Origin of the sequence: Paracidovorax citrulli, assembly GCF_900100305.1 — a bacterium.
In the GTDB taxonomy this organism is placed as follows: domain Bacteria; phylum Pseudomonadota; class Gammaproteobacteria; order Burkholderiales; family Burkholderiaceae_C; genus Paracidovorax; species Paracidovorax citrulli.
The window spans coordinates 15035-40806 of the sequence record NZ_FNEY01000010.1 but is presented as its reverse complement, the minus strand read 5'-3'; the positions used below and the strand labels follow the sequence as shown (position 1 = coordinate 40806).

The window sequence follows — 25772 nt, the reverse complement described above, 5'->3', positions numbered from 1 at the left end:
GCATCGAGTTCTCCTATGAAAAAGAATCTCCTCGCCCTGGCTGCCCTGTGCGTTCTGACTTCCGGCGCTGCCCATGCGCAGGCTGCCGACGGCCAAGGCCCCTGGATGGTCCGCGCCCGCGCGGTGCACCTGGACAGTGCCAACAAGGACAGCACCGGCCTGGGCCTGTCGATCAACAACAAGACCATTCCTGAAGTCGATATCTCGTACTTTTTCGACAAGAACATCGCCGCGGAGCTGGTGCTGACCGTGCCCCAGAAGCAGGATGTGCGCTCCAGTGCCCTGGGCGCCCAGATCGGCACGCTGAAGCACCTGCCGCCGTCGCTGATGGTGCAGTACCACTTCGACGCGCCCGGCTTCCGGCCCTATGTGGGCGCCGGCATCAACTACACGCGATTTTCCAGCGTGCGCCTGCCCGCCGGCGTGAGCATCGACAAGAGCAGCTGGGGCGGCGCCCTGCAGGTCGGCGTGGACATTCCGCTCACCAAGAACCTGTCGCTGAACTTCGACATCAAGAAGGTGTATATCCGCACGGACGTGGCTGCCAATGGCGCCAAGCTGGGCACGCTCAAGATCGATCCGGTGCTTGCCGGCGTGGGCCTGGGCTGGCGCTTCTGACCGGGAGGGAGGCTCCTGGGGGCTTTCTGTCCTGGTGGGACCGTCCGGGGGCCGGCGCGCATGCGCCGGCCCTTTCTGTTTCCGGGACGTCCAGGAAAAAGGGGTCGGCCATGGCCGGGGGGGCGGGCAGGTGCGGAGGCGTCAGGCCCCGTCGGCGGCCGGCGGGTGCATCGGCAGCTCCAGCGTGAAGCAGGCGCCCTGGCCCGGCTCCGAGGCCACGGTCAGGCGGCCGCCCATGAGCTCGGCCAGTCCGCGCGAGAGCGCCAGTCCCAGGCCGGTGCCGCCGTGCTGCGTGCTCACGTCGGCGCTGCCCTGGCTGAATTTCTCGAAGATGACCTCGTGCAGATCGGCGGGGATGCCGGGGCCGGTATCGGTGACCCGGAAGCGCACGCTGTGGCCGTCGGCGGTGTCCGTCTCCAGTCGCACGCCCCCCTCCCGCGTGAACTTGAGCGCGTTGCTCAGCAGGTTGTTGAGGATCTGCTTCAGCCGCAGGCCGTCGCACCGCAGTACCTGCGGGACGCCGGGAGCGATGTGCATTTCCAGCGTGAGCCCTTTCTGCACTGCCGAGATGGCGAAGAGATCGACGGTGGTGCCGACGAGTTCGCGCACGGCATGGTCCCCGGGCACGATGGGCATGGCGCCGGCCTGGACCTTGGCCAGATCCAGGATCTCGGACAGCAGCGTGTTGAGATGTTCCGCCGCGCTGCGGATGAGGCCGGCGGCCTCGCGGTAGGACGGCTGTTCCAGGCGCTGCTCCATGAGTTCGGCGAACCCGTGGATGCTGGTGAGGGGGGTGCGCAGTTCGTGCGAGATGGCCGTCAGGAATTCGCTCTTGGCCCGGTTGGCGGAACGGGCCTGGGCCTCGCTCGCAGCTAGCGCCAGGTTCTTCTGCTCCAGCTGGTGCAGCCCCCGCAGGAATCCCGCGCCGAGGGCGATCAGCGTCGCGGAAAAAAGCCCGGCGAACACCACGGTGAAGGTCCGCATGGTCTTCCATTCCGCCAGGGCCTCGTCGTCGGTGGTGGAGACGAGGACGGTCAGCGGATACCCCGGCACGCGATGGAAGGCGGTGATGCGGCCCAGTCCGTCGATATGGCTGACGCGCTGGTAGGTGCCCTGCGTCCGGGTGGTGTCGGTGAGGGGATGGCCTGGCGGGAATTCGATGGTCTTGTCGATGCTTTCCGCCTGGGCTCCGATCACCCGGGCCAGCACGTTGAAGTCCGCGCCCATGAGCGCGACCGCGCCCTGCGCGCCGATGTCCACGCTCCCGTACACCTGCTCGAAGTAGCCCGGATTGAGCGAGGCGACCACCACGCCGTGCAGGTAGCGGTTGCTGCCGACGATGGGCCGGCTCAACTGCATGGTCCGGCGGCCGGAGACCCGCCCGGTCACGGGCCTGCCGACGAACAGTCCCGATGCGGACATCCGCGTCCGCGCCCTGGGTTCCTTGCCGGGCTCCAGGTGCACCCGGATATGTTCGCGCTCGCTCAGGTCGGTGTCCTGGTTGCGGGCCGCCGAGGGATCGAGGTTGCTGCCGACGAAACGGCCGTCGGGGCCCACGATGGACAACTGGGTGAGGATGTCGGGTGCCAGCCCGGTCTCGTTGGCGAACAGCGCGTAGTCCTGCTCGCTGAATTCGCCGCTGCGGACTTCCGCCGCCACGCGCAGTGTGGCCTGGTCGGCGGCCGCCAGGACGCGGAGCGTCTGCTCTTCCAGCACCCGGGCCAGGTTGGCGTTCTGCCGCTCCTGGGAGCGCACAGCGTCCTGCCATTTGGTGTTCAGCAAGACGGCGACCAGGAGCCACGTGACCGTGAGCGTCAGCAGCAGGGTGCCGACCACCAGAACGCGCAGCCGCCGGCTGCCATGCGCGCCGTGCACGGGCAGGGCCGGGGACTGCTCTGCGGTGGTGCTGGGGAGGGATGTCTGGTGCATGCGGCTAGCTTGCCACGTTCCTGTGCGGTGGGGAACGCCTCAGGGGGGCGACGGCGTGCCGAACATGCCATTTCCGCCGCCGTGCCCGAGGATGCGGCGCCCCAGGGCGGGCAGGGCGGTGGCTGCGTCCGGGCGCTGCCAGCGCTGGACCACGTTCCCGCGGCCCGCCGCGAGGTCCGCGGGGGTGCCCAGGTCGAAGTGGAAGGTGTATGCGGGTTCCTGGCCCATGCGCAGGTCCGTGATCTGGACGTGGCCGCCGTGTTCACGCATGCGGTAGAAGCCGTGGCTGAAAGCCGCCACCTGCCGCACCGGCGGCTGCGCAGCGAACTGCGCGATGAGCGCCTCGCCTCGGTCGTGCAGCGTGAAGCGGATGGGCCGGCCCCGGTCGGCGAGTGCATAGAAGCCTTCCGCATACTGCCCGGGCGCCACGGCGACCACCCGCCAGGCGAGGGTGTTGAATGGCGTGGGCGTCACGAGCACCTGGCCGGCGGGCCAGCCGATGGCTTCGAGCGATGCCCGGGCGACCGCGGCGACGTGCTGCTGGACCGCGAAGCCCCATGCCAGGTAGGCGGTGCTCAACCACAGTCCCGCTGCGTTCCAGCGCAGCCCGCGCTGGTCGGAAATCGCGAGCGCCGCGACCACGCCCACGATGAGCGGCACGGTGTAGAGCGGATCGATGATGAAGATGCTGCCGAGCCCGTAGGGGTGGTCGGTGAACGGGCGCAGCAGTTGCGTGCCGTACACCGTCATCCAGTCGAGCAGCGGATGCGTGGCGAGCGCGAGCCACAGGGCCAGCCACCATCGCTTCCACTGGAAACCTTCCCCGTGGAGCCGGGCCGCCAGCGCGCCCAGCAATGGTGCGAGCAGGGAAAGGTAGAGCAGGGCGTGGGTGTCGGCGCGGTGCTGGACCATGTTGGCGATGGGGTCGCCACGGTCGATGAGGGCATCCAGGTCGGGCAGCGTGCCCGCCACGGCCCCCCACAGCACTGCTTTCCACGCGGCGGTGCGCCGGCCCATGGCGGCCAGGGAAACGGCGGAGCCGAGGGCGATCTGGGTCAGGGAATCCATGCGATGGCGGCGAGCGTCGGGCGATGAGGAGAGGGAACTGCCGTGCATGCGGCGGATATGGCTTGGGCGGGGTCGCCGCTGCGGCCGCATTCTAGGGCGCGGCAGTACCCGTCGCGCTGGTGCGGGGCATCTGGTGCCCGTCCTGAACGATGGGCAGGCGTCCTACAAGCCCGGCGGAAGCTCTCTGCAATGCTGGGCACCGGCCATCGCGCCCAGGCGCCGCAGCCGCCGCCCGGCATGGCCTTGTGAACTCCGCCGGTCGCCCTGCGGCGCTGGTGGCCCTTTCCCCTTCAGGAAAAGAGATCCCGATGAATGCCCATGCCCTCCAGCGGTCCGAATCCGCCCATTCCGACATCGTTCCCGGGTTGCTGCGGCACCCGGCCAGCATTTCCCCGAAGTATTTCTACGATGAGCGGGGATCGGAGCTGTTCGAGGAAATCACCCGGCTGCCCGAGTATTACCCCACCCGCACCGAGCAGGCCGTGATGGCGCGCCATGGCGAGGACATCGCCGAGGCGGTGGGCGCGGTCGAGACGGTGATCGAGCTAGGCGCCGGCAATTGCGAAAAGGTGCAGCCGCTGTGCCGCCTGCTGCGGCCGCAGCGCTTCGTGGGCGTGGATATTTCCGCGGATTTCCTGCGTGGAGCGGTGGCACGGCTGCAGGAGGCTCTTCCCTGGCTGCAGGCGCAGGCCGTGGCGGGCGACCTCACGCGGCCCGTGATGCTGCCGCAGGACGTTCCCCGCGCCGGGCGGCTGGTGTTCTACCCGGGCTCCTCCATCGGCAACTTCGATCCGCCCCAGGCGCTGGCGCTGCTCTCGCGCATGCGCGGCCTGGTGGACCGCGACGGCGGCGTGCTCATCGGATTCGACCTGCCCAAGGACGTGGCCGTGCTCGAGGCCGCGTACGACGATGCGGCGGGCGTGACGGCCGCGTTCAACCGCAATGCGCTGGAACACGTGAACCGGCTCATCGGCAGCGATTTCGTGGCGCAGGACTGGGAGCACCGCGCCTTTTTCGACCGGCGGCTGTCGCGCATCGAGATGCACCTGGAGACGTCCCGTGGCGCCCATGTGCGCTGGCCCGGCGGCGGCCGCGTCTTCGCGCCCGGCGAGCGCATCCACACCGAAAACAGCTACAAGTACACGCTGCCGGCCTTCCAGGCCCTGCTGGCGCGGGCGGGTTTCTCGCGCGCGCGGGTCTGGACCGACGAGCGCGGCTGGTTCGCCGTGGCCTACGCGCGGCCCTGATCCCCGGAGACCCCTGCCATGACCCCTCCCCTGAGCCTGGTGCGCCGGATGGCGCCGGGCGGTACGCCCACCGCAGCGGCAGCATTGCAGGAGCGCTATGCCGAAGTGCGCAGGGCCTCGCTGGCGCTGGCCCTGCCGCTGTCCGACGAAGACTGCTGTGCGCAGTCCATGCCCGACGCGAGCCCCGTCAAATGGCATCTCGCGCACACCACGTGGTTCTTCGAGACTTTCGTGCTCGAGCCGCGCGAGCGCGGTTTCGCCCCGTTCCACCCCGCGTTCCGCGTGCTGTTCAATTCCTACTACAACGGCGTCGGAGACAAGCATCCGCGGCCGCAGCGCGGGCTGCTCACCCGCCCGGCGATGGCGCAGGTGCTGGAGTACCGGCAGGACGTCGATGCCCGCATGGAGCGGCTCATGGCCGGCCTGCAGGGCGACCCCGACCCGGACCTGGAGGCCCTGGTGGAACTCGGGCTGCAGCACGAGCAACAGCACCAGGAACTGATCCTCACCGACGTGAAGCACCTGCTGTCGTGCAGCCCGCTGTGGCCGGCCTACCGGCTGCAGAGCGCTGGCGGCGCGCCGGCGGGGCCGCGGGAGCGGCAGGCCGAACCTTCCGGGGCATCCACCCTGCGGTGGCTGCGGTTCCCGGGCGGCGTCGCGGAGATCGGCCACGACGCGCGGGCCGAGGGCGCCGGTTTCGCCTTCGACAACGAATCGCCCCGGCACCGCGTGTACCTGCAGCCCTATGCGCTGGCCTGCAGGCCGGTCAGCACGGGCGAGTACCTGGCCTTCGTCGAGGCCGGCGGCTACCGCGACGCCTCGCTCTGGCTGGCGGAGGGCTGGGACTGGATCCAGGCCATGAAGATCGGGCACCCCCTTTACTGGCGCCGGGGCCCGGTGGAAGAGGGCGCGGGCGGCGGCGATGCCGGCTGGCACGAATTCACGCTGGCCGGTCCCCGGCCGCTCAAGCTGGCGGCTCCTGCCGTGCATCTGTCCTACTACGAAGCGGATGCGTACGCGCGCTGGGCCGGCGCCCGCCTGCCCACCGAGGCGGAATGGGAGGCCGCCGCGGCGGCATCGGGCATGCCGGCCTCGGAAGGGCATTTCGCCGACAGCGGCGTCCTGCATCCCCGCGCTGCACCCGGCACGGCCCGGCCGGGCCCGGACGGGCAGCCGCCGCTGGAGCAGTTGTTCGGCGACGTCTGGGAATGGACGCAGTCCAGCTACGCGGCCTATCCGGGCTTTCGCGTGGCGGACGGCGCCGTGGGCGAATACAACGGCAAGTTCATGGTGAACCAGTACGTGCTCCGGGGAGGGTCCTGCGCGACGCCGCCGGGCCATGTCCGCGCCAGCTACCGGAATTTCTTCCCGGCCACCGCGCGGTGGCAGTTCTCCGGCCTGCGCCTCGCGCGCGACCTGGAGAGCGCCTGATCCGCGCGGCATCGCGTCACACGGCGTCCAGTGCCTGGGCGAGGTCGGCGGTGAGGTCGTCGATGTGCTCGATGCCCACCGACAGGCGCACCATGCCCTCGGCCACGCCGGCCTGCTGCAGTTCTTCCGGCCCCAACTGGCGGTGGGTGGTGGAAGCGGGGTGCGTGGCCAGCGAGCGCGCGTCGCCGATGTTCACGAGCCGCGTGAAGAGCTGCAAGGCATCGAGGAAGCGCGCGCCGGCCGCCCGGGGATCCTCGCCCTGCGAGGACCGCAGCTCGAAGGAGAGGATGCCGGAGGCCCTGCCGCCGAGCAGGCGCTGCGTGATCGCATGGTCGGGGTGGCCGGGCAGGGCGGCATAACGCACCTGTGCCACCTTGGGGTGCTGCTGCAGGTACTGCGCGACAGCCAGGGTGTTGTCGCAGATGCGGTCCATGCGCAGGGCCAGGGTTTCGATGCCCTGCAGGATCAGGAAGGCGTTGTGCGGGGAGAGCGTGGCGCCGGTGTTGCGCAGCGGGACGACGCGCGCGCGGCCGATGAAGGCCGCCTCGCCCAGGGCTTCGGTGTACACCACGCCGTGGTAGCTGGGGTCGGGGGTGTTGAGGCAGGCGAAACGCTCCTTGTGCTCGCCCCAAGGGAATTTGCCGCTGTCCACGATGGCGCCGCCGATGCTGTTGCCATGGCCGCCCAGGTACTTGGTGAGCGAGTGGACGACGATGTCCGCTCCGTGCTCGATGGGCCGCAGCAGGTAGGGGCTGGGCACGGTGTTGTCCACGATCAGCGGCACGCCGTGGTCATGGGCCACCCGTGCCAGCGCGGCGATGTCGGTCACGTTGCCCAGCGGGTTGCCGATGGATTCGACGAACACGGCCTTGGTGCGGCCGTCGATGTGCCGCGCGAAGCTGGCCGGGTCGCGCGGGTCCGCGAAGCGGGTGATGATGCCCTGGCGCGGCAGCGTGTGCGCGAACAGGTTGTAGGTGCCGCCATAGAGCGTGCTGGCCGAGACGATGTTGTCGCCGGCCTCGGCGATCGTCTGGATCGCGTAGGTGATGGCCGCCATGCCCGAGGCCAGCGCCAGCGCGGCGATGCCGCCTTCGAGCGCCGCGACGCGCTTTTCGAGCACGTCGTTGGTGGGATTCATGATGCGGGTGTAGATGTTGCCCGGCACCTTCAGGTCGAACAGGTCCGCGCCGTGCCGGGCGCTGTCGAAGGCGTAGGCCGCCGTCTGGTAGATGGGCACCGCCACGGCGCGGGTGGTGGGGTCGGGTGCCTGTCCGGCGTGGACGGCGAGGGTCTCGATCTTCATGCTGGGCTGTCTCCTCGGAAGCAGTGGCGCGCCGGCATCGCCCGGTGCGTGCGGCCCATTGTGTCGGGTCGCACCGCCACGCGGAACGAACCGATCGCTATGTGCTTATGCCTCATCCGGCACGCGGTTTGCCGCAGGAGCCCCGACAACCACCTGCATCCATTGCCCATGATCCACCATCACACTATCGTTTCGCTGCCACGCCGGGCCGCCATGGCCACCGAACCGCCGTCAGGCTGCCGCAGGTCGCAGGAGGGAGGGGCGTGAGCGCCGCGCCGTGGACGGCGGAGGATATCGCGGGCCACCACTCGATCGCCGGGGTGCAGGGCTCGCCCACCGAGGAACTGCTGGTCTGTACCGTGGAGCGCGTCAATCGCGCCGCCGACCGCTCCGAGAGTTCCCTGTGGTGCGTGCCGCTGGAAGGAGGGGCGCCGTGGCCCCTGACGGGCGGCACCTCCACGGACAACAATCCCCGCTGGTCCCCCGATGGCAAGCAGGTGGCCTTCATCTCGATGCGTACCGGCAGCAGCCAGGTGTTCGTGATCGCGCGCCATGGCGGCGAAGCCCGCCAGGTCGGTGCCCTGGACGGTACCGCGCTCTCGGCCGAGTGGTCGCCCGACGGCTGCAGCCTCGCGGTGCTGTGTACCGTGGCGGTCGATCCCGAACTGCGGGGCCGCCGCCCGGGCCCGGACGCGCCACCCCCGCGCACGGGTGGCCCGCGGATCGTCTGGCGCCTGCCCTACAAGTCGGACGGGCTGGGTTATGTGCTGGGCCAGGAGACCCACCTGTTCGTGCTGCGCGTCTCCGACGGCCAGTGCAGGCGCCTGACCGATGGCGCATTCAACGTGCGCGCCGCTGCGTGGTCGCCCGACGGCCGCACGATCGCGATGGTCCGCACGCGCGACAGCGATACCGAAGGGCACCGCACCGACCTCTGGACGCTGCGGGCCGACGGCGGTGACGCGCGCCAGCTGACGGACGGCCTGGCCCAGGTGCTGTCGCCCGTGTGGTCGCCGGACGGGCGCACCATCGTCGTCTCCGGGTCGCGGGACGAAGGCGACGCCCTGGTGCGGCTGTGGCAGTGCGATGCCGAAGGCGGCCGTGTCGAGCCGCTGGGTGATCCTTCGATCGAGATCGGGACCGAAACCTCCAGCGTTCGTTTCGTGGACGGTGACCCGGGGCGGGTGCTGGCCCTTTTGATGCGTCGGGGAGTGCATGCAGTCGCTTCGATCGCGGTGCCGGGCGGCGAGGTCCGCGTGATCGTGGAGGACGACCGCCAGCGGCTGGCGCTGGCCCATACGCGCTCGCGCCTGGCGTTCGTCGCCCACACGCCGTCGGAGCCCATGGAAATCCAGGCGTGCGGCCGGGACGGAAGCGGCGCACACACGGTCACTGCGTTCAACGCGGCATGGTGCAGGGGCCACCCTGGCGCGACCGTCGAGCGGCGATGCTTCACCGTTCCCGACGGCGAAGGCGGAACGCATGCCATCGATGGCTGGCTGCTGCGCCCGGCCGGCGCCGCGGGCCCCGGGCCGCTGCTGGTCGATCTGCACGGCGGTCCGGCGTCCCATGCACTTTTCGACTACCAGGCCACCGCGTACTGGCCGGTACTGTGGTCCCGCGGCTGGTCGATCCTGGCGCTCAACCCCTCGGGCTCGGCCGGATACGGCCGGGATTTCGCCGAACGCCTGCGAGGCTGCTGGGGCGAGCGGGACCTGCCCGAGGTGCTCGCGGCGCTGGAGACGCTGCAGCGCGAAGGCCTTGCGGATGAAAGAGTTGCCGTTTGCGGAAAATCTTACGGCGGCTTCCTGAGCGCCTGGGCCATCGGCCACACGGACCGCTTCCGCGCCGCGGTCGTGATGGCGCCGGTCGCCGACGCCCGCGGGCACTATGGCACCTCCGACAGCGGCTACTACGCGGACCCCTTCGATTTCGGAGGCACGCCCTGGAGCGTCCCGCAGGCCTACCTGCAGCGCTCCACGCTGCCCGGCGCGGCTCGGGCCCGCACGCCCACGCTCATCCTGCAGGGAGAAGACGATGAGCGCTGCCCGGTCGGGCAGAGCGAGGCGCTGTTCTGCGCGCTCAAGCGCGGGGCGAATCCACCGTGCGAACTGGTGATCTATCCGGGCGAAGGTCATGCGTTCACCTCGGCGGGGACGCCTTCGGTGCGCGAGGATGCGGTGCGGCGTATCGTGGAGTGGCTGGCGCGCTGGACGGAGCCTCCGGTGCGGCCGCAGCGCGCGCCCTGACCCCCCCCCCGTGGGGCCGGCACGCGCTGGACGGGTCAGCGGCGGGCCTGCGGGGTCCCGCGGTCCTGGTTCAGGCTGCCGCCGGTGTTCTGCTCGCGCTCCTGCTGCTGCTGGTTGCGCTGCTGCTCGGTTTCCTGCGGCTGCGCGTTCGGCTGCTGGTCGCGTTGCGGTTCATTCTGCTGCTGTGCCATGGTGGCCTCCTGGGGTGTGGCGTGGAGCGGCGGCGGGATGCCACCGCCCTGGAGGACTGGCAACGCGCGTGCCCACCCTCTTGCCGTGCGTAAAAGGTCCAGCGGGCACGGCGGTTGCCCTGTGGTCGGCATGGAGGGCGCACACCGTGCCCTCCGGTTGCCTGAAGGAGCACGACATGGCCATTCTTTTTCCCGCACCCCTGCCGGCTGCCGGCAGCCCCGGCAAGAGCGATCTCGCCCAGGCGCCCGAGGCGCTGCCCGACGGACCGAACGTGGCGCCGAGCGCGCATGAGCATGAGGCCGCGCAGGGGTGCCTGCCGGAGAACGCCGGATCGGGGCCGGTACGCGGACCGGAGAAAAGCGCCGCTGCAGGAGCGGTACGGCGGACCTGACGCGCGCGGCGCGAGCCGCGCTCCGCTTCAGTGCGGCGCGCCGGGCACGGGCCGCGTGCGGTAGAACTGCATCGGTACCGCCTGCGCCTCGCGCGCCTGCTGGTTCTGCACCGATTTCTTGATCCGGCCCACCACGTGCATCTCGCAGGGCTTGCAGTCGAAGCGCAGCGTGAGCTTTTCCTTGCCGTTGATCAGGTGCAGGGGTTCGGCCTTGATGGTGCCCTTGACCCCGATCACGCCCTTGGCCTGCTTGGGGCACAGGCTCATGGAAAAGCGCACGCAGTGCTTGGTGATCATCAGGCTCACCTCGCCGTCCTCTTCCTGGCTTTCGTAGGCGGCGTCGATCACCTTCACGCCGTGCTTCATGTAGAAGTCATGCGCCTTCTGGTTGAACACGTTGGCCAGGTAGGTGAGGGTGTCCTCGGGGAAGGGCGCCGGCGGCTCCACGGGTTGCGCGCGGGGCAGGCGCCGCAGGCCCTCGGTGCGCGCCGCCTCCAGGGCGGCCACGGCATCGCGGCGCAGCGGGTTCAGCACGGAGGCGGGCACGAACCACGGCTGCCGCATCGCGACGGCGATGTCGTGCGCGTGGAAGATCGTGGCGCCGAAGCGGCCGAGCTGTTCGCGCAGGGCGGCTTCCGCGCGCCCCGCATCGGTGGCCGGCTCGTGCGCATGCGCCACCTCGGCGGTGCCGGTGAAGCCGTCCTCGTCGGTCAGCGTGAGGGCGAAGCCGGCGTCGGTGTCCGTGAAATGCGCCCACAGGCCGATGCGCCGCTCGCTGGATTTCTTCTCGAGCGTGCGCACCCAGTCCATGTCCCGGTTGCGGTTGATCTCGGTGCCGCGGCGCAGGTCCCTGAAACCCTCCATCGGGTCCTTCGGGAACACGCGCCAGTGGTTGCGTGACTTGCCGGGCGCCGCCTCGGCGCGGTTGATCGCCACGCCCACGAGTTCCTTCTGCAGGTCCCAGTAGCACAAGCCGTCGCCGTTGTGCAGCACGGTGTCGGGCGCATGGGTTTCCAGCTCGACCCAGTTCGGGCCCACCTGCGTGACCCAGCCGATCGCCTGGCCGGGGTTCTTGGGCGTGTCGAACGCGCCGATGTCTTCCTTGCGGCCGTTCACGAAATAGTCGGTGAACTCGCGGTTGAAGTTCTGGTTCGGGTCGGGCGTGAAGGTGAAGCGCGTCTGGCCGCTGGAAGAGCGGGCCAGGGGCGCGGCGGAGGTCTCGCGCTCCTCGATGATCTCGTCGAGCAGCCGGCGGTAGTGGGCCGTGACGTTCTTCACGTAGGCCATGTCCTTGTACCGCCCTTCGATCTTGAAGCTGCGCACCCCCGCGTCGATGAGGGGGCGCAGGTTGGCCGACTGGTTGTTGTCCTTCATCGAGAGCACGTGCTTGTCGTGCGCGATGAAGCGGCCGGCGTCGTCCGTCACCTGGTAGGGCAGGCGGCAGGCCTGGCTGCAGTCGCCGCGGTTGGCGCTGCGGCCGGTATGCGCGTGGCTGATGTAGCACTGGCCGCTGTAGGCCACGCAGAGTGCGCCGTGGATGAAGAACTCGATCGTGCAGCGCTCCGGGTCGGTCGCAGCGCGGATGGCCGCGATCTCCTGCACCGTGAGCTCGCGCGCCAGCACGATCTGCGACAGCCCGGCGTCCTGCAGGAAGCGAGCCTTCTCGGGCGTGCGGATGTCCGTCTGTGTGCTCGCGTGCAGCTGGATGGGGGGCAGGTCGATTTCCAGCAGGCCCATGTCCTGGATGATGAGCGCGTCGGCGCCGGCCTCGTACACCTGCCAGGCCATGCGGCGGGCGCCTTCGAGTTCGTCGTCGCGCAGGATGGTGTTGAGCGTGACGAAGATGCGGCTGTGGAAGCGGTGCGCATGGCGGATGAGCCGCTCCAGGTCGCGCAGTTCGTTGCCCGCGCTGGCCCGCGCGCCGAAGGCCGGTCCGCCGATATAGACCGCGTCCGCGCCATGGTTGACCGCCTCGATGCCGATGTCGGCGTCGCGGGCGGGGGAGAGAAGTTCGAGCTGGTGGGGCAGGAGGGACATGGGGCGCGATTATCCCAGGAGGCCGGCGCCGGGGCGCTCCGGGCCATCGCGGCACTTCGGCCCGGGGCCGCCCGTCTTCGCCTCGGCCCTGCCCGAATCCCGCGGCATGCCCTAGCCTGCATACCCTCCATAACTCTTTCACAAGCCAGTCCAATGCCTCTTTCAGCCGTCCGATCGTCCAGTTCCTCTGCGCCCACAGCATTGCTGCGAAGTGCGGATGCGGAGGGCCGCCTCGCGGCGCAGGGCCGGTCCGCGCCCGCCGCGGCGCCCTTGCTGCGCTCGCTGTCGTCGCCGCACCTGAGCCCGCTTGCGGAGCGCGATCGAGAGGCCGGGATGCGCCGGGAGGCCGCCTTGGCGGCGCGGTTCGGCAGTTGCCAGCCCGCGCGGGGCAAGGCAAAGACCGGCGCGGATGGCCAGGTGAGCCACCGCAGCCCGATACAGAAGCAGGAACTCGAACCGGCGCAGCACGGCTATCGCCGGGTGCGCGTGAACCCGACGCGGGTGCTCATCGCCGAGCACCAGGGTCCTGAAACCAGCACATTCTTCATCCGCCGCCAGGCCGACCTGGAGGCGGTGCGGCGCGTCGATAGGCCGGCGGAAGCCGCACGCACGGGCGCGGGCCCGCTGCAGGATCTGCTCCGCCTGGACGACCTGCGCGCCCAACGCATCCAGTACAAGTGGGACATCTCCGCCAACGGTTCGCTGGTCATCGGTGAAGTGCTGGTCGGCGCTCCCGAGAGTGTGCGCGAACAGGTCGCGGCCGGTCTCCGGAAGAAGGCGGAGGATGCCTCGCGGCCGCCGGCGGCCATGAAGGAGAAAAAACAGAAGAAGGAAAAGAAGGAAAAGAAGGAGAAGGACGCCACCAGGAATGCGGACCCCGATCCACGCCAGTTCATGCTGGGCCACGTGACGCTGGTGGGCGGCGCGCTCATCGCCGAGCCGTGGCAGGCCACGCGTGGCCTGCCGCAGGCGCACATCAGCGGGACGCTGTATGCCCGCCCGGACGGCACGCTGTGCATCGACAACGATTCCGGCCGCTTCAGCGAATACGAAGACCGCGTGCTCGCGCATCTGAAATCGGTGGCGGACATGTTCGCGCGGCTCGGCCTGCCCGTGGCCGTGGATTGGATGCCGAAGGCACCCATCCCCCTGGCCCGTCCGGCGCCGCGCGCTCCGGGGTGAGCGGCTGGCGGCTGCATCACCCGGCCGCACCGATTTGGCGCCGGTTCGCTCCGCAATGGTGCGACTGCCGGTACGATAGCCCCGGCGCCGCCCCGAGCGGGGCCTTTTTTTGCCATTCCCGAGACTGTCAGGAGACCTCCGAAGTGCCTTCCGTTTTCCGCTTCCTCCCCTCGCTGCCCCGTGCCGCGGCCGCTGCCGCCGTGCTGTCCGCCTTCGCCGTTGCGCCCGCGGGCGCGCAGGACGTGCAGACCGTCAAGATCGGCCATGCCGGCCCCGTCTCCGGTGGCATCGCGCACATCGGCAAGGACACCGAAAACGGCGTGCGCATGGCGGTGGACGACCTCAACGCGCAGAACCTCGTCATCGGCGGCAGGAAGATCCGCTTCGAGATCGCCGCGGAAGACGATGCCGGCGACCCGCGCCATGCCACGGCCATCGCGCAGAAGTTCTGCGACCTGAAGGTGGCTGGCGTGGTCGGCCACCTGCAGTCGGGCACCTCCATCCCGGCGTCCTCGCTCTACGACAAGTGCGGCCTGCCCCACATCACGGCCGCCGCCACCAACCCCGACCTGACCAAGCCGGGCTACAAGACCACGTTCCGCCTGATCGCCAACGACAGCGCCCTGGGCGCCGCCCTGGCCATCTACGCGGCCGACCACCTCAAGCTCAAGACCGTCGCCGTCATCGACGACCGCACGGCCTACGGCCAGGGCGTGGCCCAGGTGTTCAAGGCCACGGCGATGCAGAAGGGCCTGAAGGTGGTGGCCGAGGAGTTCACCAACGACAAGGCCACCGATTTCATGGCCATCCTGACCTCCATCAAGCCGAAGAAGCCCGATGCGGTCTTCTACGGCGGCCTCGATGCCCAGGCCGGCCCGATGCTGCGCCAGATGGAGCAACTCGGCATGGGCGACGTGAAGTTCTTCGGCGGCGATGCGCTCTGCACCGAGAAACTGCCCGACCTGTCCGCCAAGTCGGCGGCACTCAAGAACGTGACCTGCGCCACCGGCGGCGCGTCCGTCGCCAAAATGCAGGGCGGCGCGGAGTGGAAGAAGCGCTACGACGCCAAGTTCCCCGGCCAGTTCCAGATCTACAGCCCCTACGCCTACGACGCCACCATGGTGCTGGTGGACGCCATGAAGCGCGCCGACTCGGTGGATCCGAAGGTCTATACCCCCTTCATCGCCAAGACCCAATACAAGGGCGTGACCGCCAACGTGTCCTTCACGCCCAAGGGCGAGCTGACGGCGCCCGCCGTGACGCTCTACCACTACCCGGCCAACGCGCGCGTCGCGCTGAACTGAGCCGGTGCTGCCTGACTCCGGCACGCCGCGGCATCGCCGCCGGCGGCGCCGGTTCCGATACAGTGGCGTGCCGCGCCCGGGTCTCCGGGCGCGGCACGCCTGTTTTGGGAAGGGCGGCCATGCCGCCCGTGCAGTGATGATGAACGAGGAGCGACGGTATGCGCATGGCATTGGGACTGGTGGGCCTGCTGGTGGCCCTGGCCGTGGTGGCCCTGCTGGTGAAGCAGCAGGTGGGCGGCACGCGCGTGGCGGTGCCGGTGGTGCCGGGCGCGCAGGCACCGGCCTCCGGCGCGTCGGTCCCCACGGTGCAGATGCAGGGCCGGCAGGTGCAGGAGCAGGTGCGCCAGCAGGTGGAGTCGCTCATGCAGCAGCCGCGGCCCATGCCGGACGACGAGGCGAAGTGAAGACATCCCCGCGCACCGGGTGCGGCCCTTCGCTGGCCTGCGCCGGCCTCCCATGGGCCCGCTAGCAGGCCTGGGCGCCGCTCCCGGCGGAGCGGACCGCCAGGCCGACGAGGCCTGGATGCGGATCGCGCTGCAGGAGGCGGCGGAGGCCGCCGCGCGGGGGGAGATTCCCGTGGGCGCGGTGGTGGTGCGCGATGGCGAATTGGTCGCACGGGGGAGCAATGCACCCATTGCCGGCCACGATCCCACGGCGCACGCGGAGATCGTGGCGCTGCGGGCCGCGGCCGGGCGCCTGGGCAACTACCGGCTCGACGGCTGCACGCTCTATGTGACGCTGGAACCCTGCGCCATGTGCAGCGGCGCCATGCTGCACGCCCGGCTGGACCGGGTGGTGTACGGCGCCCCCGACGCCAAGACCGGGGCGGCGGGTTCGGTGGTGGACCTGTTCGCGCAGCCGGCACTGAACCACCACACGCGCATCGAGGGCGGCGTGCTGGCGCAGGAATGCGGCGCCCTGCTGAGCGGTTTCTTCCAGTCGCGGCGCGAAGCCCGGCGCGCCCATGCGCGCGCCGCCCTTCCCCTGCGGGACGACGCGCTGCGCACGCCGGACGCGCGCTTCGCCGGCCTGCCGGACTGGCCCTGGGACCCGCGCTATGTCAGCGACCTGCCGGCCCTGGCGGGCCTGCGCATGCACTACCTGGACGAGGGGCCGCGCGATGCGCCCCGCACCTGGCTGTGCGTGCACGGCACCGGCGGCTGGAGCTACCTGTTCCGCCACATGCTGCCGGTCTGGCTGGCTGCCGGCGACCGCGTGGTGGCGCCCGACCTGATCGGGTTCGGCCGCAGCGACAAGCCCAAGAAGGAAGCTGCGCACACGCTGCCCTGGCACCACCGCACGCTGGCCGAACTGGTGGAGCGGCTCGACCTGCGCCGCACCGTGCTGGTCGCCCAGGGGGAGGGCGGCCTGCCGGGCATGGCACTGCCGGCCGCACCACCCGATGCCCTGCCGGATGCCGCCGGCCGGTTCACCGGGCTGCTGGCGATCAGTGCCTGGCTCCCCCCTGGCGACGGCGCGCCGCTGCCGCCGGGCCTGGCCGCCTGGCGCAAAGCACTGGCCGCACGGCAGGCGGCGGTGCTGCGCCCGGGAGCCGCGCCGGGCCTGGATGCCGCTGCCGCCGCGGCCTGCGAAGCGCCATTTCCCGATGCGGGCTACCGCGCCGCCCTGCGCGCCGGCCTCCGTTGGTTGCCCGCCGTGCCGGATGCCGGATCGGCCGCCATCGTGCGCGCCGGCCGCGCCTTCTGGTCGGCGCCCGGGCGCCGCAGCGCGGTCGCGGTGGGCGCGCGCGACGCGGCCTGGGGCGCTGCGGCCCTGATGGACGCGCGGGCGGTGCCGCCGTGGCCCGCGGGCGGGGGGGAACCCTGGGTCTGGCCCGATGCCGGCCACCTGCTGCCGGAGCGCCACGGCGCGGAACTGGCGCGCCGCGCTGTGGAATACTTCCATCCATGAGCGGCGCACTGCAGACGCCGCCGGCAACGACCCTTTCCGCCCCCTTTTTTCCTGCCTTTGCCGGAGCGGGCCTGACGGCCCGACGAGCCTTGTCCGAACACGATCACGACCATTCGCATTGCGGCCACGACCATGGCCCGCGCCACATCTACATCTATTCGCCGGCCGGTGCCGTGCGCGACAAGGCCGCGTTCAAGCGCGGCGTCGCCCGCCTGCAGGCCATGGGGCACGAGGTGGAGGTGGATGCGGATGCGCTGGCCGTCCATACCCGTTTCGCGGGCGATGACGCCACCCGCCTCGCTGCCATCCACCGCGCCGCCGCGAGCGGCGCCGACGTGGCGCTCATCTCGCGCGGAGGCTACGGGCTCACCCGCATCCTGGACGGCATCCGCTACAAGGCCGTGGCCAAGGCGGTGGAGCGGGGCACGCAGTTCGTGGGCCTGAGCGATTTCACCGCCTTCCAGGCCGCGCTGCTCGCGAAGACCGGCGCCATGACCTGGGCCGGTCCGGCACTGGTCGGCGACCTGGGCTGCGAAGGCGAGCCCGACGACATCATGCTGGCCTGCCTGGACGACCTGCTCACCGGCCACGGCGAGGGCGCGGGATGGCGCATGCACAACGAGAAACCCGCCGCCGACGGAACGCCCGCGGTGAAGGACTGCTACATCCGCAACGCCACGCTCTGGGGCGGCAACCTCGCCATGCTCTGCTCCCTGGTGGGCACGCCCTACCTGCCCCAGGTCAAGGGCGGGATCCTGTTCGTGGAAGACGTGAGCGAGCATCCCTACCGTGTGGAGCGCATGCTCACGCAGCTGCTGCACGCCGGCATCCTGGCGCAGCAGAAGGCGGTCGTGCTCGGGCAGTTCACCGGCTACCAGCTCGCGCCGCACGACAAGGGCTTCAAGCTGCAGACCGTGGTGGACTGGCTGCGCACCCGCATCAAGGCGCCCGTGCTCACCAACCTGCCGTTCGGCCACGTGCCCACCAAGGTGCTGCTGCCGGTGGGCACGCCGGTCTCCCTCTCCGTGGAGGGGCGCGATGCCCTGATCTACTGGGGCCACGCCGCCGGCCACTGAGCACCGCCCATGAGAACCGTCCGGCACACCGTCGTGTTTTCCGACATCGTCGGCACCACGGCGCTGTTCGAGGCGCAGGGCAACACCCTGGCCACCACGGCGGTGACGGGGTTGACCGAATGGATGGCGGCCGCGCTCGGCCACCATGGCGGCCGGGTGGTGAAGACGCTGGGCGACGGCGTGCTGGCCGTGTTCGGCGAGCCAGCCTCCGCCGTCACCGCGGTGGCGGACATGGCCCGGCGCCACCACGAGCGGCCCGGCAAGCCGGATGGCGTGATGGACCTGCGCGTCGGCATGGCCTACGGCGAGCTGGTGGAGGTGGACGGGGATACCTATGGCGATGCGGTGAACATCGCCTCCCGCCTGTGCGAGCGCGCCGGCGCCCGCGAGATCCTCGCCGATGCCGCCACCGTGGAACTGGCGGGCAGCGTGGACGGCGCGGGCTACGTGCGCATGGGCGCGCTGGAACTGCGCGGCCGGGCCGAGCCGTTGCTGGTGTACCAGGTGGACTGGCGGGTGGGCGAGGAGCACGGCCCGTTGACGCAGCGCGCCGGCCTGGCGAGCGAGCTGGCGCCGATCCAGCAGCCCAACACCTGGATCGAGCTGGCCTGGTCCGGCTCCATCCGCACCTTCGGCGCGGCGGACAGCCCGCTGCACGTGGGCCGGGGCTCGCAGGCGCCGGTCCGGGTCGCCGATCCGCGCGTGTCGCGCCTGCACGCGCGCATCGAATGGCGCGGCGGCACCGTGGTGTTCACCGACCTCAGCAGCTACGGCAGCTGGGTGCGGTTCGACGGCAGCGAAACCGTCGTGGCGCTGCGCCGCTCCGCCTGCCTGCTGCATGGCAGCGGGCAGATCGCGCTCGGCGTGCCTTTCGGCCGCACGGACACGCCCACGCTGGGGTTCGGCGTCACCGACACCGAGCTGCCGGAAACCTGGGACACGCTCCCTCCTTACTGATTTCCCGAGCAGGGTCCGCCCACGGCCGCGTCGCTGCACGACAATCGTGCTCCATTTCGAGAGGTGCGAAGCCATGCGGTTGCGACAGTGGAAAGCAGGATCCTGGATGCGTTGGGGCGCCGTCGCGGCGGTGGCGCTCACGTTGCTCGGCGGCGCGGTGGTGGCGTGCTATGTGCACAGCCGCTTCCCGGCGCTCGACGGACGGCTTTCCGCGCCCGGGCTCGTGGCGCCCGTGCAGGTGCGGCGCGACCCCTCCGACGTGACCCACATCCATGCCGCCTCCGCGCAGGATGCCTGGTTCGCCATGGGCTATGTGCATGCGCAGGAGCGCGCATGGCAGCTGGAGTTCAACCGGCGCCTCATGCGCGGGCAACTGTCCGAACTGTTCGGCCCCGCCGCGCTGGACACCGACAAGCTGATGCGCGCCCTGGACATCATGGGCACCGCACGGCGCCAGTACGCCGGCCTGCCGGCCCCGGCGAAGGAGGCGCTCCAGGCCTATGCCCGCGGCATCGGCAGCTTCCACCGCAGCGGCCGGGCGCTGCCGCCGGAATTCCTGCTGCTGGGCGTGCCGCCCCTGGACGGAAAGGACGGCCGCGACGCCTGGACCCCCGAGGACAGCGTGGGCTGGGCGCTGATGATGGCGCTGGACATGGGCGGCAACTGGGGCCAGGAATTCACGCGCCTCTCGCTCGCCCAGGCGCTGGACACCGACCGCCTGTGGCAGCTGCTGCCCCCTTACCCCGGCGAGCCGCCAGCCACCCGCGTGGACCTGGCGGCGCTCTACCGGGGCATGGGCATCTACCGCGGCGCGGGGCAGGGCGCTGCCGCGACGGCCGCTTCCCCAGGCACATCCGCCGCGGCCTCCACCGCCGTGCCCGGCGTTGTGACGGCCCTGGCGGGCGACGGCACGCGGCAATGGCTGGAATGGTCGCGCGCGCTGGTGAGCGACGCGGGCACCAACGAAGGCAAGGGCAGCAACAACTGGGTGGTGGCCGGCTCGCGCACCGCGAGCGGCAAGCCGCTGCTGGCCAACGACCCCCACCTGGGCCTCTCGGCGCCCGCCATCTGGTACTACGCCGCCCTGCATGCACCGGAAGGCCGCGCCGCCGACGGCTCGCGCATCCCTCCCCTGGAGGTGGTGGGGGCGACCCTGCCGGGCCTGCCCTTCGTGGTGCTGGGCCGCACCGCAGGCGTGGCCTGGGGCTTCACCAACACCAGCCCCGACGTGCAGGACCTCTACATCGAACGGATCGATCCTGGCAACCCGCGCCGCTACCGCACGCCCGACGGCTGGGCGGAGTTCACGGAGCGCCAGGAGACCATCCGCGTCAAGGGCCAGCCCGACGTGGCGGTGACGCTGCGCGCCACCCGGCACGGCCCGGTGCTGAGCGACGTGGTCGAATCCCATGGCCGCGTGCTGGACCTGCATCGCGCCGTGCTCGCGCTGCGCTGGAGCGCCCTGGATGCCGACAACCGCACCGTGCTGGCGGGCCTGCGCCTGAACCATGCGCGCAATGTGGCAGAGCTTTTCGATGCCCTGTCGGACTACCACTCACCCATGCAGAACGTGGTAGCCGCCGACACCGCGGGCCGCATCGCCTTCAAGGCCGTCGGGCGCGTGCCCGTGCGCGCCCCGGGCAACGACCTGAACGGCGTTGCGCCGGCCCCCGGCTGGGAGGCGCGCTACGACTGGCAGGGCTGGCTGCCCTATGCCGAGACGCCTCAGGACGACGGCGCGGCCCGCGGCTGGATCGCCACCGCCAACCAGCGCATCACGCCCGAGGGCTATCCGCATTTCCTGACCCAGGACTGGGCACTGCCCTACCGGCACGACCGCATCGCGCAGCAGCTCGAAGCCGCCGAAAAGATCGACATGGCCGGCATGCAGCGCCTGCAGGGCGATGTCGTCTCGCTCGCCACCCTCCGCCTGCTGCCCTACCTGCAGCGCGCGCTGGCGGGGCACCCCCATCCGCTGGCCGGCGCTGCTGCCGCGCAATTGCAGGGATTCGACGGCGCCATGCGCGCCGACCGGGCCACCCCGCTGGTCTTCGCCGCCTGGGTGGACGAACTGGCCCGCGGCACCATCGCCGCGCGCATCGGCGTCGAGCGCTTCACCGCCACCTACGGCCGCCGCGACTACCGTGCGGGCCTGGAGGGCATCCTCGAGCGCAACGACGCATGGTGGTGCCAGCCGGCCGGCTGCGAGCGGCAGTCCGCCGACGCCCTGGGCCGCGCGCTGGACCGCCTGGCCGCGGAGCAGGGGCCCGACCCCGCCCGCTGGCAGTGGGGCCGCGCCCACCCGGCCCTGAGCGTGCACCGGCCTTTCGGCAGCGTGCCGGCGCTGGCCCGGTTCTTCGACGTGCAGGTGCCGTCCCCGGGCGATGCCTATACGGTCAACGTGGGGCAGTACGACGCCGGCAAGAAGGACGGGCCCTTCGTGAACCGGCATGCCGCGTCGCTGCGGGCGGTCTATGACCTGTCGGACCTGGAGGCCTCGCGCTTCATTTACCAGACGGGGCAGAGCGGGCTGGTGTTCTCGCCGCGGTACCGGGATATGCGGGGGGAGTGGGTGGAGGGGGGATATCGAGCGTTGCAATTGCGGCCGGAGCGGTGGTCGCACGCACTGACGCTGCTGCCTTGACGCTGCGGTGCGCTTCCCGCGGGCGCGGGGGGCGCGGTCATCCCCCGCGGCAACTCAGCAGCCGCGCGTGACCGGCACCTCGACCCCCCGCCCATAGGCCGAGTACTTGCCCAGCTCCCACTTCGCGATGGCGTTGCGGTGCACCTCGTCCGGGCCGTCCGCGAAGCGCAGGGTGCGCGCGCCGGCATAGGCATAGGCGAGCGGGAAGTCGTCGCACATGCCGCCGCCGCCATGCACCTGCATGGCCCAGTCGATCACCTGGCAGGCCATGCTGGGGGCCACCACCTTGATCATCGCGATCTCGGTCTTGGCGACCTTGTTGCCGGCCACGTCCATGAGCCAGGCGGCCTTGAGCGTGAGCAGGCGGGCCATGTCGATCTTGCAGCGGGCCTCGGCGATGCGCTCCTGCGTCACGGTCTGCTGGGCCACGGTCTTGCCGAAGGCGACGCGCGAGGACGCGCGGCGGCACATCAGCTCCAGTGCGCGCTCGGCCAGGCCGATCAGGCGCATGCAGTGGTGGATGCGGCCGGGGCCCAGGCGCCCCTGGGCGATCTCGAAGCCGCGGCCTTCGCCCAGCAGGATGTTGCTGGCCGGCACGCGCACGTTCTCGAATACCATCTCGACGTGGCCGTGGGGCGCGTCGTCGTAGCCCAGCACGTTGAGCGGGCGCAGGATGCGGATGCCGGGCGTGTCCGCGGGCACCAGGACCATGCTCTGCTGCGAGTGCCTGGGTGCCTCGGGATCGCTCTTGCCCATGGTGATGAAGACCTTGCAGCGCGGGTCGGCCGCGCCGGAGATCCACCACTTGCGGCCGTTGATGACGTACTCGTCGCCCTGGCGCTCGATGCGGGTGGAGATGTTGGTCGCATCGCTGGAGGCCACGTCGGGTTCGGTCATCGCGAACGCCGAGCGGATCTCGCCTTCCAGCAGCGGGCGCAGCCAGCGGGCCTTGTTCTCCTCGCTGCCGTAGCGGGCGATGGTTTCCATATTGCCCGTGTCGGGCGCGGAGCAGTTGAACACTTCGCTGGCCCAGGGCACGCGGCCCATGATCTCGGCGAGCGGTGCGTATTCCTGGTTGGTGAGCCCGGCGCCTTCATAGCCCGAGGCCGCGGCGGAATCCACCGGCAGGAACAGGTTCCAGAGGCCGGCCGCGCGGGCTTTGGGTTTCAGCTTCTCGATGGTGTCGAGCGCCGTCCAGCGCCGGCCCGCGGCCGTGTTGGCCGCCAGTTCCGCGGTGTAGGCGGCTTCGGACGGGTAGATGTGCTCGTCCATGAACTTCAGCAGGCGCGCCTGCAGGTCCTTGGTCTTGGGGGAGTAGTCGAAATCCATCGCGGTGTCTCCGGTTGAAATCGGGCCGCGCGGGTGCGCGGAAAGAGGGCTGCGGAACGGGCCTGCCGGCGCCTACATGCGCTGCGCGAAGCCCCAGGCCATCTCGGCCAGGGGCCGGGCGCCTTCGCCAGAGGCGCGCGCCTGCGCGCTGGACGCGGTGCCGTCCTCCACGCGCTTGGCGATGCCCTGCAGGATGGAGGCGAGGCGGAACAGGTTGTAGGCGAGGTAGAAGTTCCAGTCCGCGCGCAGCGCCTCGGGCGTGCCGAAGCCGGTGCGCTCGCAGTAGCGGCGGATGTACTCGTCTTCGGTGGGGATGCCCAGCGCGGCGTGGTCCAGGCCGCCGATGCCGCGGAACATGCCGGGCGGGATGTGCCATGCCATGCAGTGGTAGCTGAAATCCGCGAGCGGATGCCCGAGGGTGGAAAGCTCCCAGTCGAGCACGGCGATCACGCGCGGCTCGGTGGGGTGGAACATCAGGTTGTCGAGCCGGAAGTCGCCGTGCACGATGGAGACGCGGCTTTCGTCGCGCGCGCTCGCGGGCATGTGGGCGGGCAGCCATTCCATGAGCCGGTCCATGGCCTCGATGGGCTGCGTGATGGAGGCCACGTACTGCTTGCTCCAGCGGCCGATCTGGCGCTCGAAGTAGTTGCCCGGCTTGCCGTAGCCCGCGAGGCCGCGCTCGGCGAAGGGCACGGTGTGCAGTGCCGCGATCACGCGGTTCATCTCGTCGTAGATGGCCCCGCGCGCGGCAGGGTCCATGTCCGGCAGGGCCTGGTCCCACATCACGCGGCCCTGCAGGAACTCCATGATGTAGAACGCGCGCCCGATCACGGATTCGTCCTCGCACAGCGCGTACATGCGCGGCACCGGCACGCCGGTGCCGGCCAGCCCGCCCATCACCTGGAACTCGCGCTCCACCGCATGGGCGGAGGGCAGCAGCCTGGCCACCGGCCCGGGCTTGGCCCGCATCACGTAGCTGCGCGACGGCGTGTTCAGCTTGAAGGTGGGGTTGGACTGCCCGCCCTTGAACATCTCCACCGCCAGCGGGCCCTCGAAGCCTTCCACATGCTCCGCCATCCAGGCCGAGAGGGCATCCGTGTCGAATGCATGCTGCTCGGAAACGGGGCGGGTGCCGGTGAAGTGTTCGTAAGAGGGCATGGGCGGTGGTTCCGTGGCAGGTGGTGCGTGGGCGGCAGGGAGGTCGGCGTCAGTGGTCGGCTTCGGCGATGCGCATCAGGACGTCACGGTCGCGCACGACCAGGCCGCCCGGCTCGATGCGGATGGCGTCCTCGCGCTCCATGGCCTTCAGTTCCTGGTTCACGCGCTGGCGCGATGCGCCCAGCAGCTGCGCCAGTTCTTCCTGCGCCAGCTGCAGGCCGATGCGGATCTCGTCGCCCTGCGACAGGCTGGGGATGCCGTAGCTGCGCACGAGGTGCAGCAGCTGCTTGGCCAGGCGCGCGCGCAAGGGCAGGGTGTTGAGATCCTCCACCAGGCCGTAGAGCTGGCGGATGCGCCGCGCATGCAGGCGCAGCATCGCTTCGTAGAACTCCACGTGCGTGGCCAGGATCTTGCGGAAATCCGCCTTGGCCACGCAGAGGATGGTGGTGTCCCCGTGCGCGTAGGCATCGTGCGTGCGACGGTCGCCGTCGAAGATCGCCACGTCGCCGAACCAGATGCCCGGCTCCACGTAGGTCAGCGTGATCTGCTTGCCGGAGATCGACGTGGAGCTCACGCGCACCGCGCCCTTCGCGCAGGCGATCCATTCCTCGGGCGGATCGCCGCGGGCGGCGATCAGGCCGCCATCCTTGAAGCGTTTGACGTAGGCGCATCGGAGTATGTCGTGCCGCAGCGAAGGGGAAAGGGAGGAAAACCAGCGACCGGTATTGATCGCCTCTCGTTCTTCGATGGTAAGAATGGGGTCGTCCATGGTCTGTCTTTTGCGTGACTGGTGGCGGGAGCATTGTCGCCCGCGGGACCGGGTCCCCCGGCGGCCGCGGGCCTGCGGATGTCGCGCGCGTGTCTGTGCACGCCCGCGCGTGCGGCGCGGGACAACGGCGAAGGCTACGGCAAAGGAAGGCTACGGCGACCGGCCGGGGCGCGCTCAGCGATAGCGCGGCGTGCGCTTTTCGAGGAAGGCGGCGATGCCTTCGCCCGCGTTCGGGTGCTGCAGGTTGCGCACGAACTGGTCGCGCTCTTTCTCCAGCTGCCGGGCCAGCGTGTGCAGGGGCGCTTCCGAGAGCAGTTCCTTGGTGCCGGCCAGCGCATTGGGCGCGCGGGCATTGAGCGTCTCGGCCAGGGCGAGCGCGCAGGCCAGCGCTTCCTGGGGGCGCGCCAGCCGGTTGACCACGCCCAGCGCATGCAGGCGTTCCGCGCCGATGCGCTCGCCGCACAGCAGCAGTTCGGCGGCGAGCTGGCGCGGCAGCGCCTGCGCGAGGCTCCAGCTCGCGCCGCCGTCCGGCGACAGGCCGATGCCCGCGTAGGCCATCACGAAGACGGCATCGCGCGCGGCCACCACCATGTCGCAGGCCAGCGCCAGCGAGAATCCGGCGCCCGCGGCGGCACCCTCCACCGCGGCGATGACCGGCTTGGGATAGGTGCGGATGGCCTCGATCCAGTGGTGCAGCCCTTCCACGGCACGCCCCTGCGCCTCGGCGCCCTGCTGCCGGAGCGCCTGCAGGCCTTTCAGGTCGCCGCCTGCGCAGAAGTGCCCTCCGGCGCCCGTGATGACGACCGAACGCACTTCGGCCGTGCGCTCGGCGCCGTTGAGCGCCTCCACGCCGGCCGCGTAGATGGCCGGATCGAGCGCGTTGCGCATCTCCGGGTTGTGGATGGTCAGCACGAGGGTCTGGCCGTGGCTGGTGCTCTCGAGTCTTGCGGGCATGTGAGGCGGTTCCGGGCTGCGGG

At 70.7% G+C, this 25772-nt stretch carries 21 protein-coding genes; 12 read left to right on the top strand and 9 right to left on the bottom strand.

Annotated elements, in window-relative coordinates; translation table 11 throughout:
- Nucleotides 1–15 precede the first annotated feature (15 nt).
- The gene (locus tag BLR99_RS08880; RefSeq protein WP_017438321.1) at nt 16–618 is read left to right on the top strand and encodes an OmpW/AlkL family protein; all 603 of its coding nucleotides are present in this window, start codon (nt 16–18) and stop codon (nt 616–618) included.
- Between the two features lie 141 nt (nt 619–759).
- On the opposite strand, the gene BLR99_RS08875 is transcribed toward BLR99_RS08880, so the two are convergent.
- Nucleotides 760–2547, bottom strand: coding sequence for a sensor histidine kinase (locus BLR99_RS08875; protein ID WP_011796167.1), 1788 nt, complete (start codon nt 2545–2547; stop codon nt 760–762).
- A 39-nt stretch (nt 2548–2586) separates the two neighbouring features.
- Nucleotides 2587–3615 carry a metal-dependent hydrolase gene (locus BLR99_RS08870; RefSeq protein ID WP_011796166.1) on the bottom strand — a complete coding sequence of 343 codons (1029 nt, stop codon included), beginning with the start codon at nt 3613–3615 and terminating at the stop codon, nt 2587–2589.
- Nucleotides 3616–3923: 308 nt separating this feature from the next.
- On the opposite strand from BLR99_RS08870, the gene egtD reads away from it, so the two are divergent.
- Nucleotides 3924–4862, top strand: coding sequence for an L-histidine N(alpha)-methyltransferase (egtD, locus tag BLR99_RS08865; protein WP_011796165.1), 939 nt, complete (start codon nt 3924–3926; stop codon nt 4860–4862).
- A gap of 18 nt (nt 4863–4880) precedes the next feature.
- Complete coding sequence (gene egtB / locus BLR99_RS08860; RefSeq protein ID WP_011796164.1) at nt 4881–6293, top strand: ergothioneine biosynthesis protein EgtB; 1413 nt, start codon at nt 4881–4883, stop codon at nt 6291–6293.
- 16 nt (nt 6294–6309) lie between these two features.
- Here egtB and BLR99_RS08855 read toward each other — a convergent pair whose 3' ends face one another.
- The gene (locus tag BLR99_RS08855) at nt 6310–7596 is read right to left on the bottom strand and encodes an O-acetylhomoserine aminocarboxypropyltransferase/cysteine synthase family protein (protein ID WP_011796163.1); all 1287 of its coding nucleotides are present in this window, start codon (nt 7594–7596) and stop codon (nt 6310–6312) included.
- Nucleotides 7597–7859: 263 nt separating this feature from the next.
- Here BLR99_RS08855 and BLR99_RS08850 point away from each other — a divergent pair, with 263 nt between their 5' ends.
- Nucleotides 7860–9845 (top strand): S9 family peptidase, encoded by a 1986-nt coding sequence (locus tag BLR99_RS08850; RefSeq protein WP_011796162.1) that lies wholly within the window; start codon nt 7860–7862, stop codon nt 9843–9845.
- Nucleotides 9846–9880: 35 nt separating this feature from the next.
- On the opposite strand, the gene BLR99_RS23075 is transcribed toward BLR99_RS08850, so the two are convergent.
- Nucleotides 9881–10036: a hypothetical protein gene (locus tag BLR99_RS23075; protein ID WP_017440123.1), complete on the bottom strand. Its 156-nt coding sequence runs from the start codon at nt 10034–10036 to the stop codon at nt 9881–9883.
- Between the two features lie 176 nt (nt 10037–10212).
- On the opposite strand from BLR99_RS23075, the gene BLR99_RS22555 reads away from it, so the two are divergent.
- Complete coding sequence (locus BLR99_RS22555; RefSeq protein ID WP_133246110.1) at nt 10213–10428, top strand: hypothetical protein; 216 nt, start codon at nt 10213–10215, stop codon at nt 10426–10428.
- Nucleotides 10429–10455: 27 nt separating this feature from the next.
- Here the strand turns inward: BLR99_RS22555 and BLR99_RS08840 are convergent, their stop codons facing one another.
- Complete coding sequence (locus BLR99_RS08840) at nt 10456–12465, bottom strand: peptidase U32 family protein (RefSeq protein WP_011796160.1); 2010 nt, start codon at nt 12463–12465, stop codon at nt 10456–10458.
- Nucleotides 12466–12666: 201 nt separating this feature from the next.
- Between BLR99_RS08840 and xopV the strand changes: the two genes are divergently transcribed.
- From xopV to BLR99_RS08805, 7 genes are all read left to right on the top strand, one after another.
- Nucleotides 12667–13647, top strand: a complete 981-nt coding sequence (xopV, locus tag BLR99_RS08835; protein ID WP_228195426.1) for a XopV/AopV family type III secretion system effector — start codon at nt 12667–12669, stop codon at nt 13645–13647.
- A 143-nt stretch (nt 13648–13790) separates the two neighbouring features.
- Entirely contained in the window at nt 13791–14951 is a 1161-nt protein-coding gene (locus tag BLR99_RS08830) for a branched-chain amino acid ABC transporter substrate-binding protein (RefSeq protein ID WP_074687074.1), read from the top strand.
- Between the two features lie 158 nt (nt 14952–15109).
- Nucleotides 15110–15355, top strand: a complete 246-nt coding sequence (locus BLR99_RS08825; protein ID WP_011796157.1) for a hypothetical protein — start codon at nt 15110–15112, stop codon at nt 15353–15355.
- 52 nt (nt 15356–15407) lie between these two features.
- The gene (tadA, locus tag BLR99_RS08820; protein ID WP_011796156.1) at nt 15408–16862 is read left to right on the top strand and encodes a tRNA adenosine(34) deaminase TadA; all 1455 of its coding nucleotides are present in this window, start codon (nt 15408–15410) and stop codon (nt 16860–16862) included.
- Between the two features lie 89 nt (nt 16863–16951).
- Nucleotides 16952–17938 (top strand): LD-carboxypeptidase, encoded by a 987-nt coding sequence (locus BLR99_RS08815; protein WP_017439748.1) that lies wholly within the window; start codon nt 16952–16954, stop codon nt 17936–17938.
- A 9-nt stretch (nt 17939–17947) separates the two neighbouring features.
- On the top strand, nt 17948–18895 hold the full coding sequence (locus BLR99_RS08810; protein WP_011796154.1) for an adenylate/guanylate cyclase domain-containing protein: 948 nt from the start codon (nt 17948–17950) through the stop codon (nt 18893–18895).
- Between the two features lie 73 nt (nt 18896–18968).
- Entirely contained in the window at nt 18969–21539 is a 2571-nt protein-coding gene (locus tag BLR99_RS08805; RefSeq protein WP_048857721.1) for a penicillin acylase family protein, read from the top strand.
- Between the two features lie 54 nt (nt 21540–21593).
- Here BLR99_RS08805 and BLR99_RS08800 read toward each other — a convergent pair whose 3' ends face one another.
- The 4 genes from BLR99_RS08800 to BLR99_RS08785 form a co-directional block, all read right to left on the bottom strand.
- Entirely contained in the window at nt 21594–22868 is a 1275-nt protein-coding gene (locus BLR99_RS08800) for an acyl-CoA dehydrogenase family protein (protein WP_011796153.1), read from the bottom strand.
- A 72-nt stretch (nt 22869–22940) separates the two neighbouring features.
- Nucleotides 22941–24026 (bottom strand): phosphotransferase, encoded by a 1086-nt coding sequence (locus BLR99_RS08795; RefSeq protein ID WP_011796152.1) that lies wholly within the window; start codon nt 24024–24026, stop codon nt 22941–22943.
- A 49-nt stretch (nt 24027–24075) separates the two neighbouring features.
- Nucleotides 24076–24795: a Crp/Fnr family transcriptional regulator gene (locus BLR99_RS08790; RefSeq protein ID WP_011796151.1), complete on the bottom strand. Its 720-nt coding sequence runs from the start codon at nt 24793–24795 to the stop codon at nt 24076–24078.
- Nucleotides 24796–24969: 174 nt separating this feature from the next.
- Nucleotides 24970–25749, bottom strand: a complete 780-nt coding sequence (locus BLR99_RS08785) for an oxepin-CoA hydrolase, alternative type (protein ID WP_011796150.1) — start codon at nt 25747–25749, stop codon at nt 24970–24972.
- Between the last annotated feature and the right edge of the window lie 23 nt (nt 25750–25772).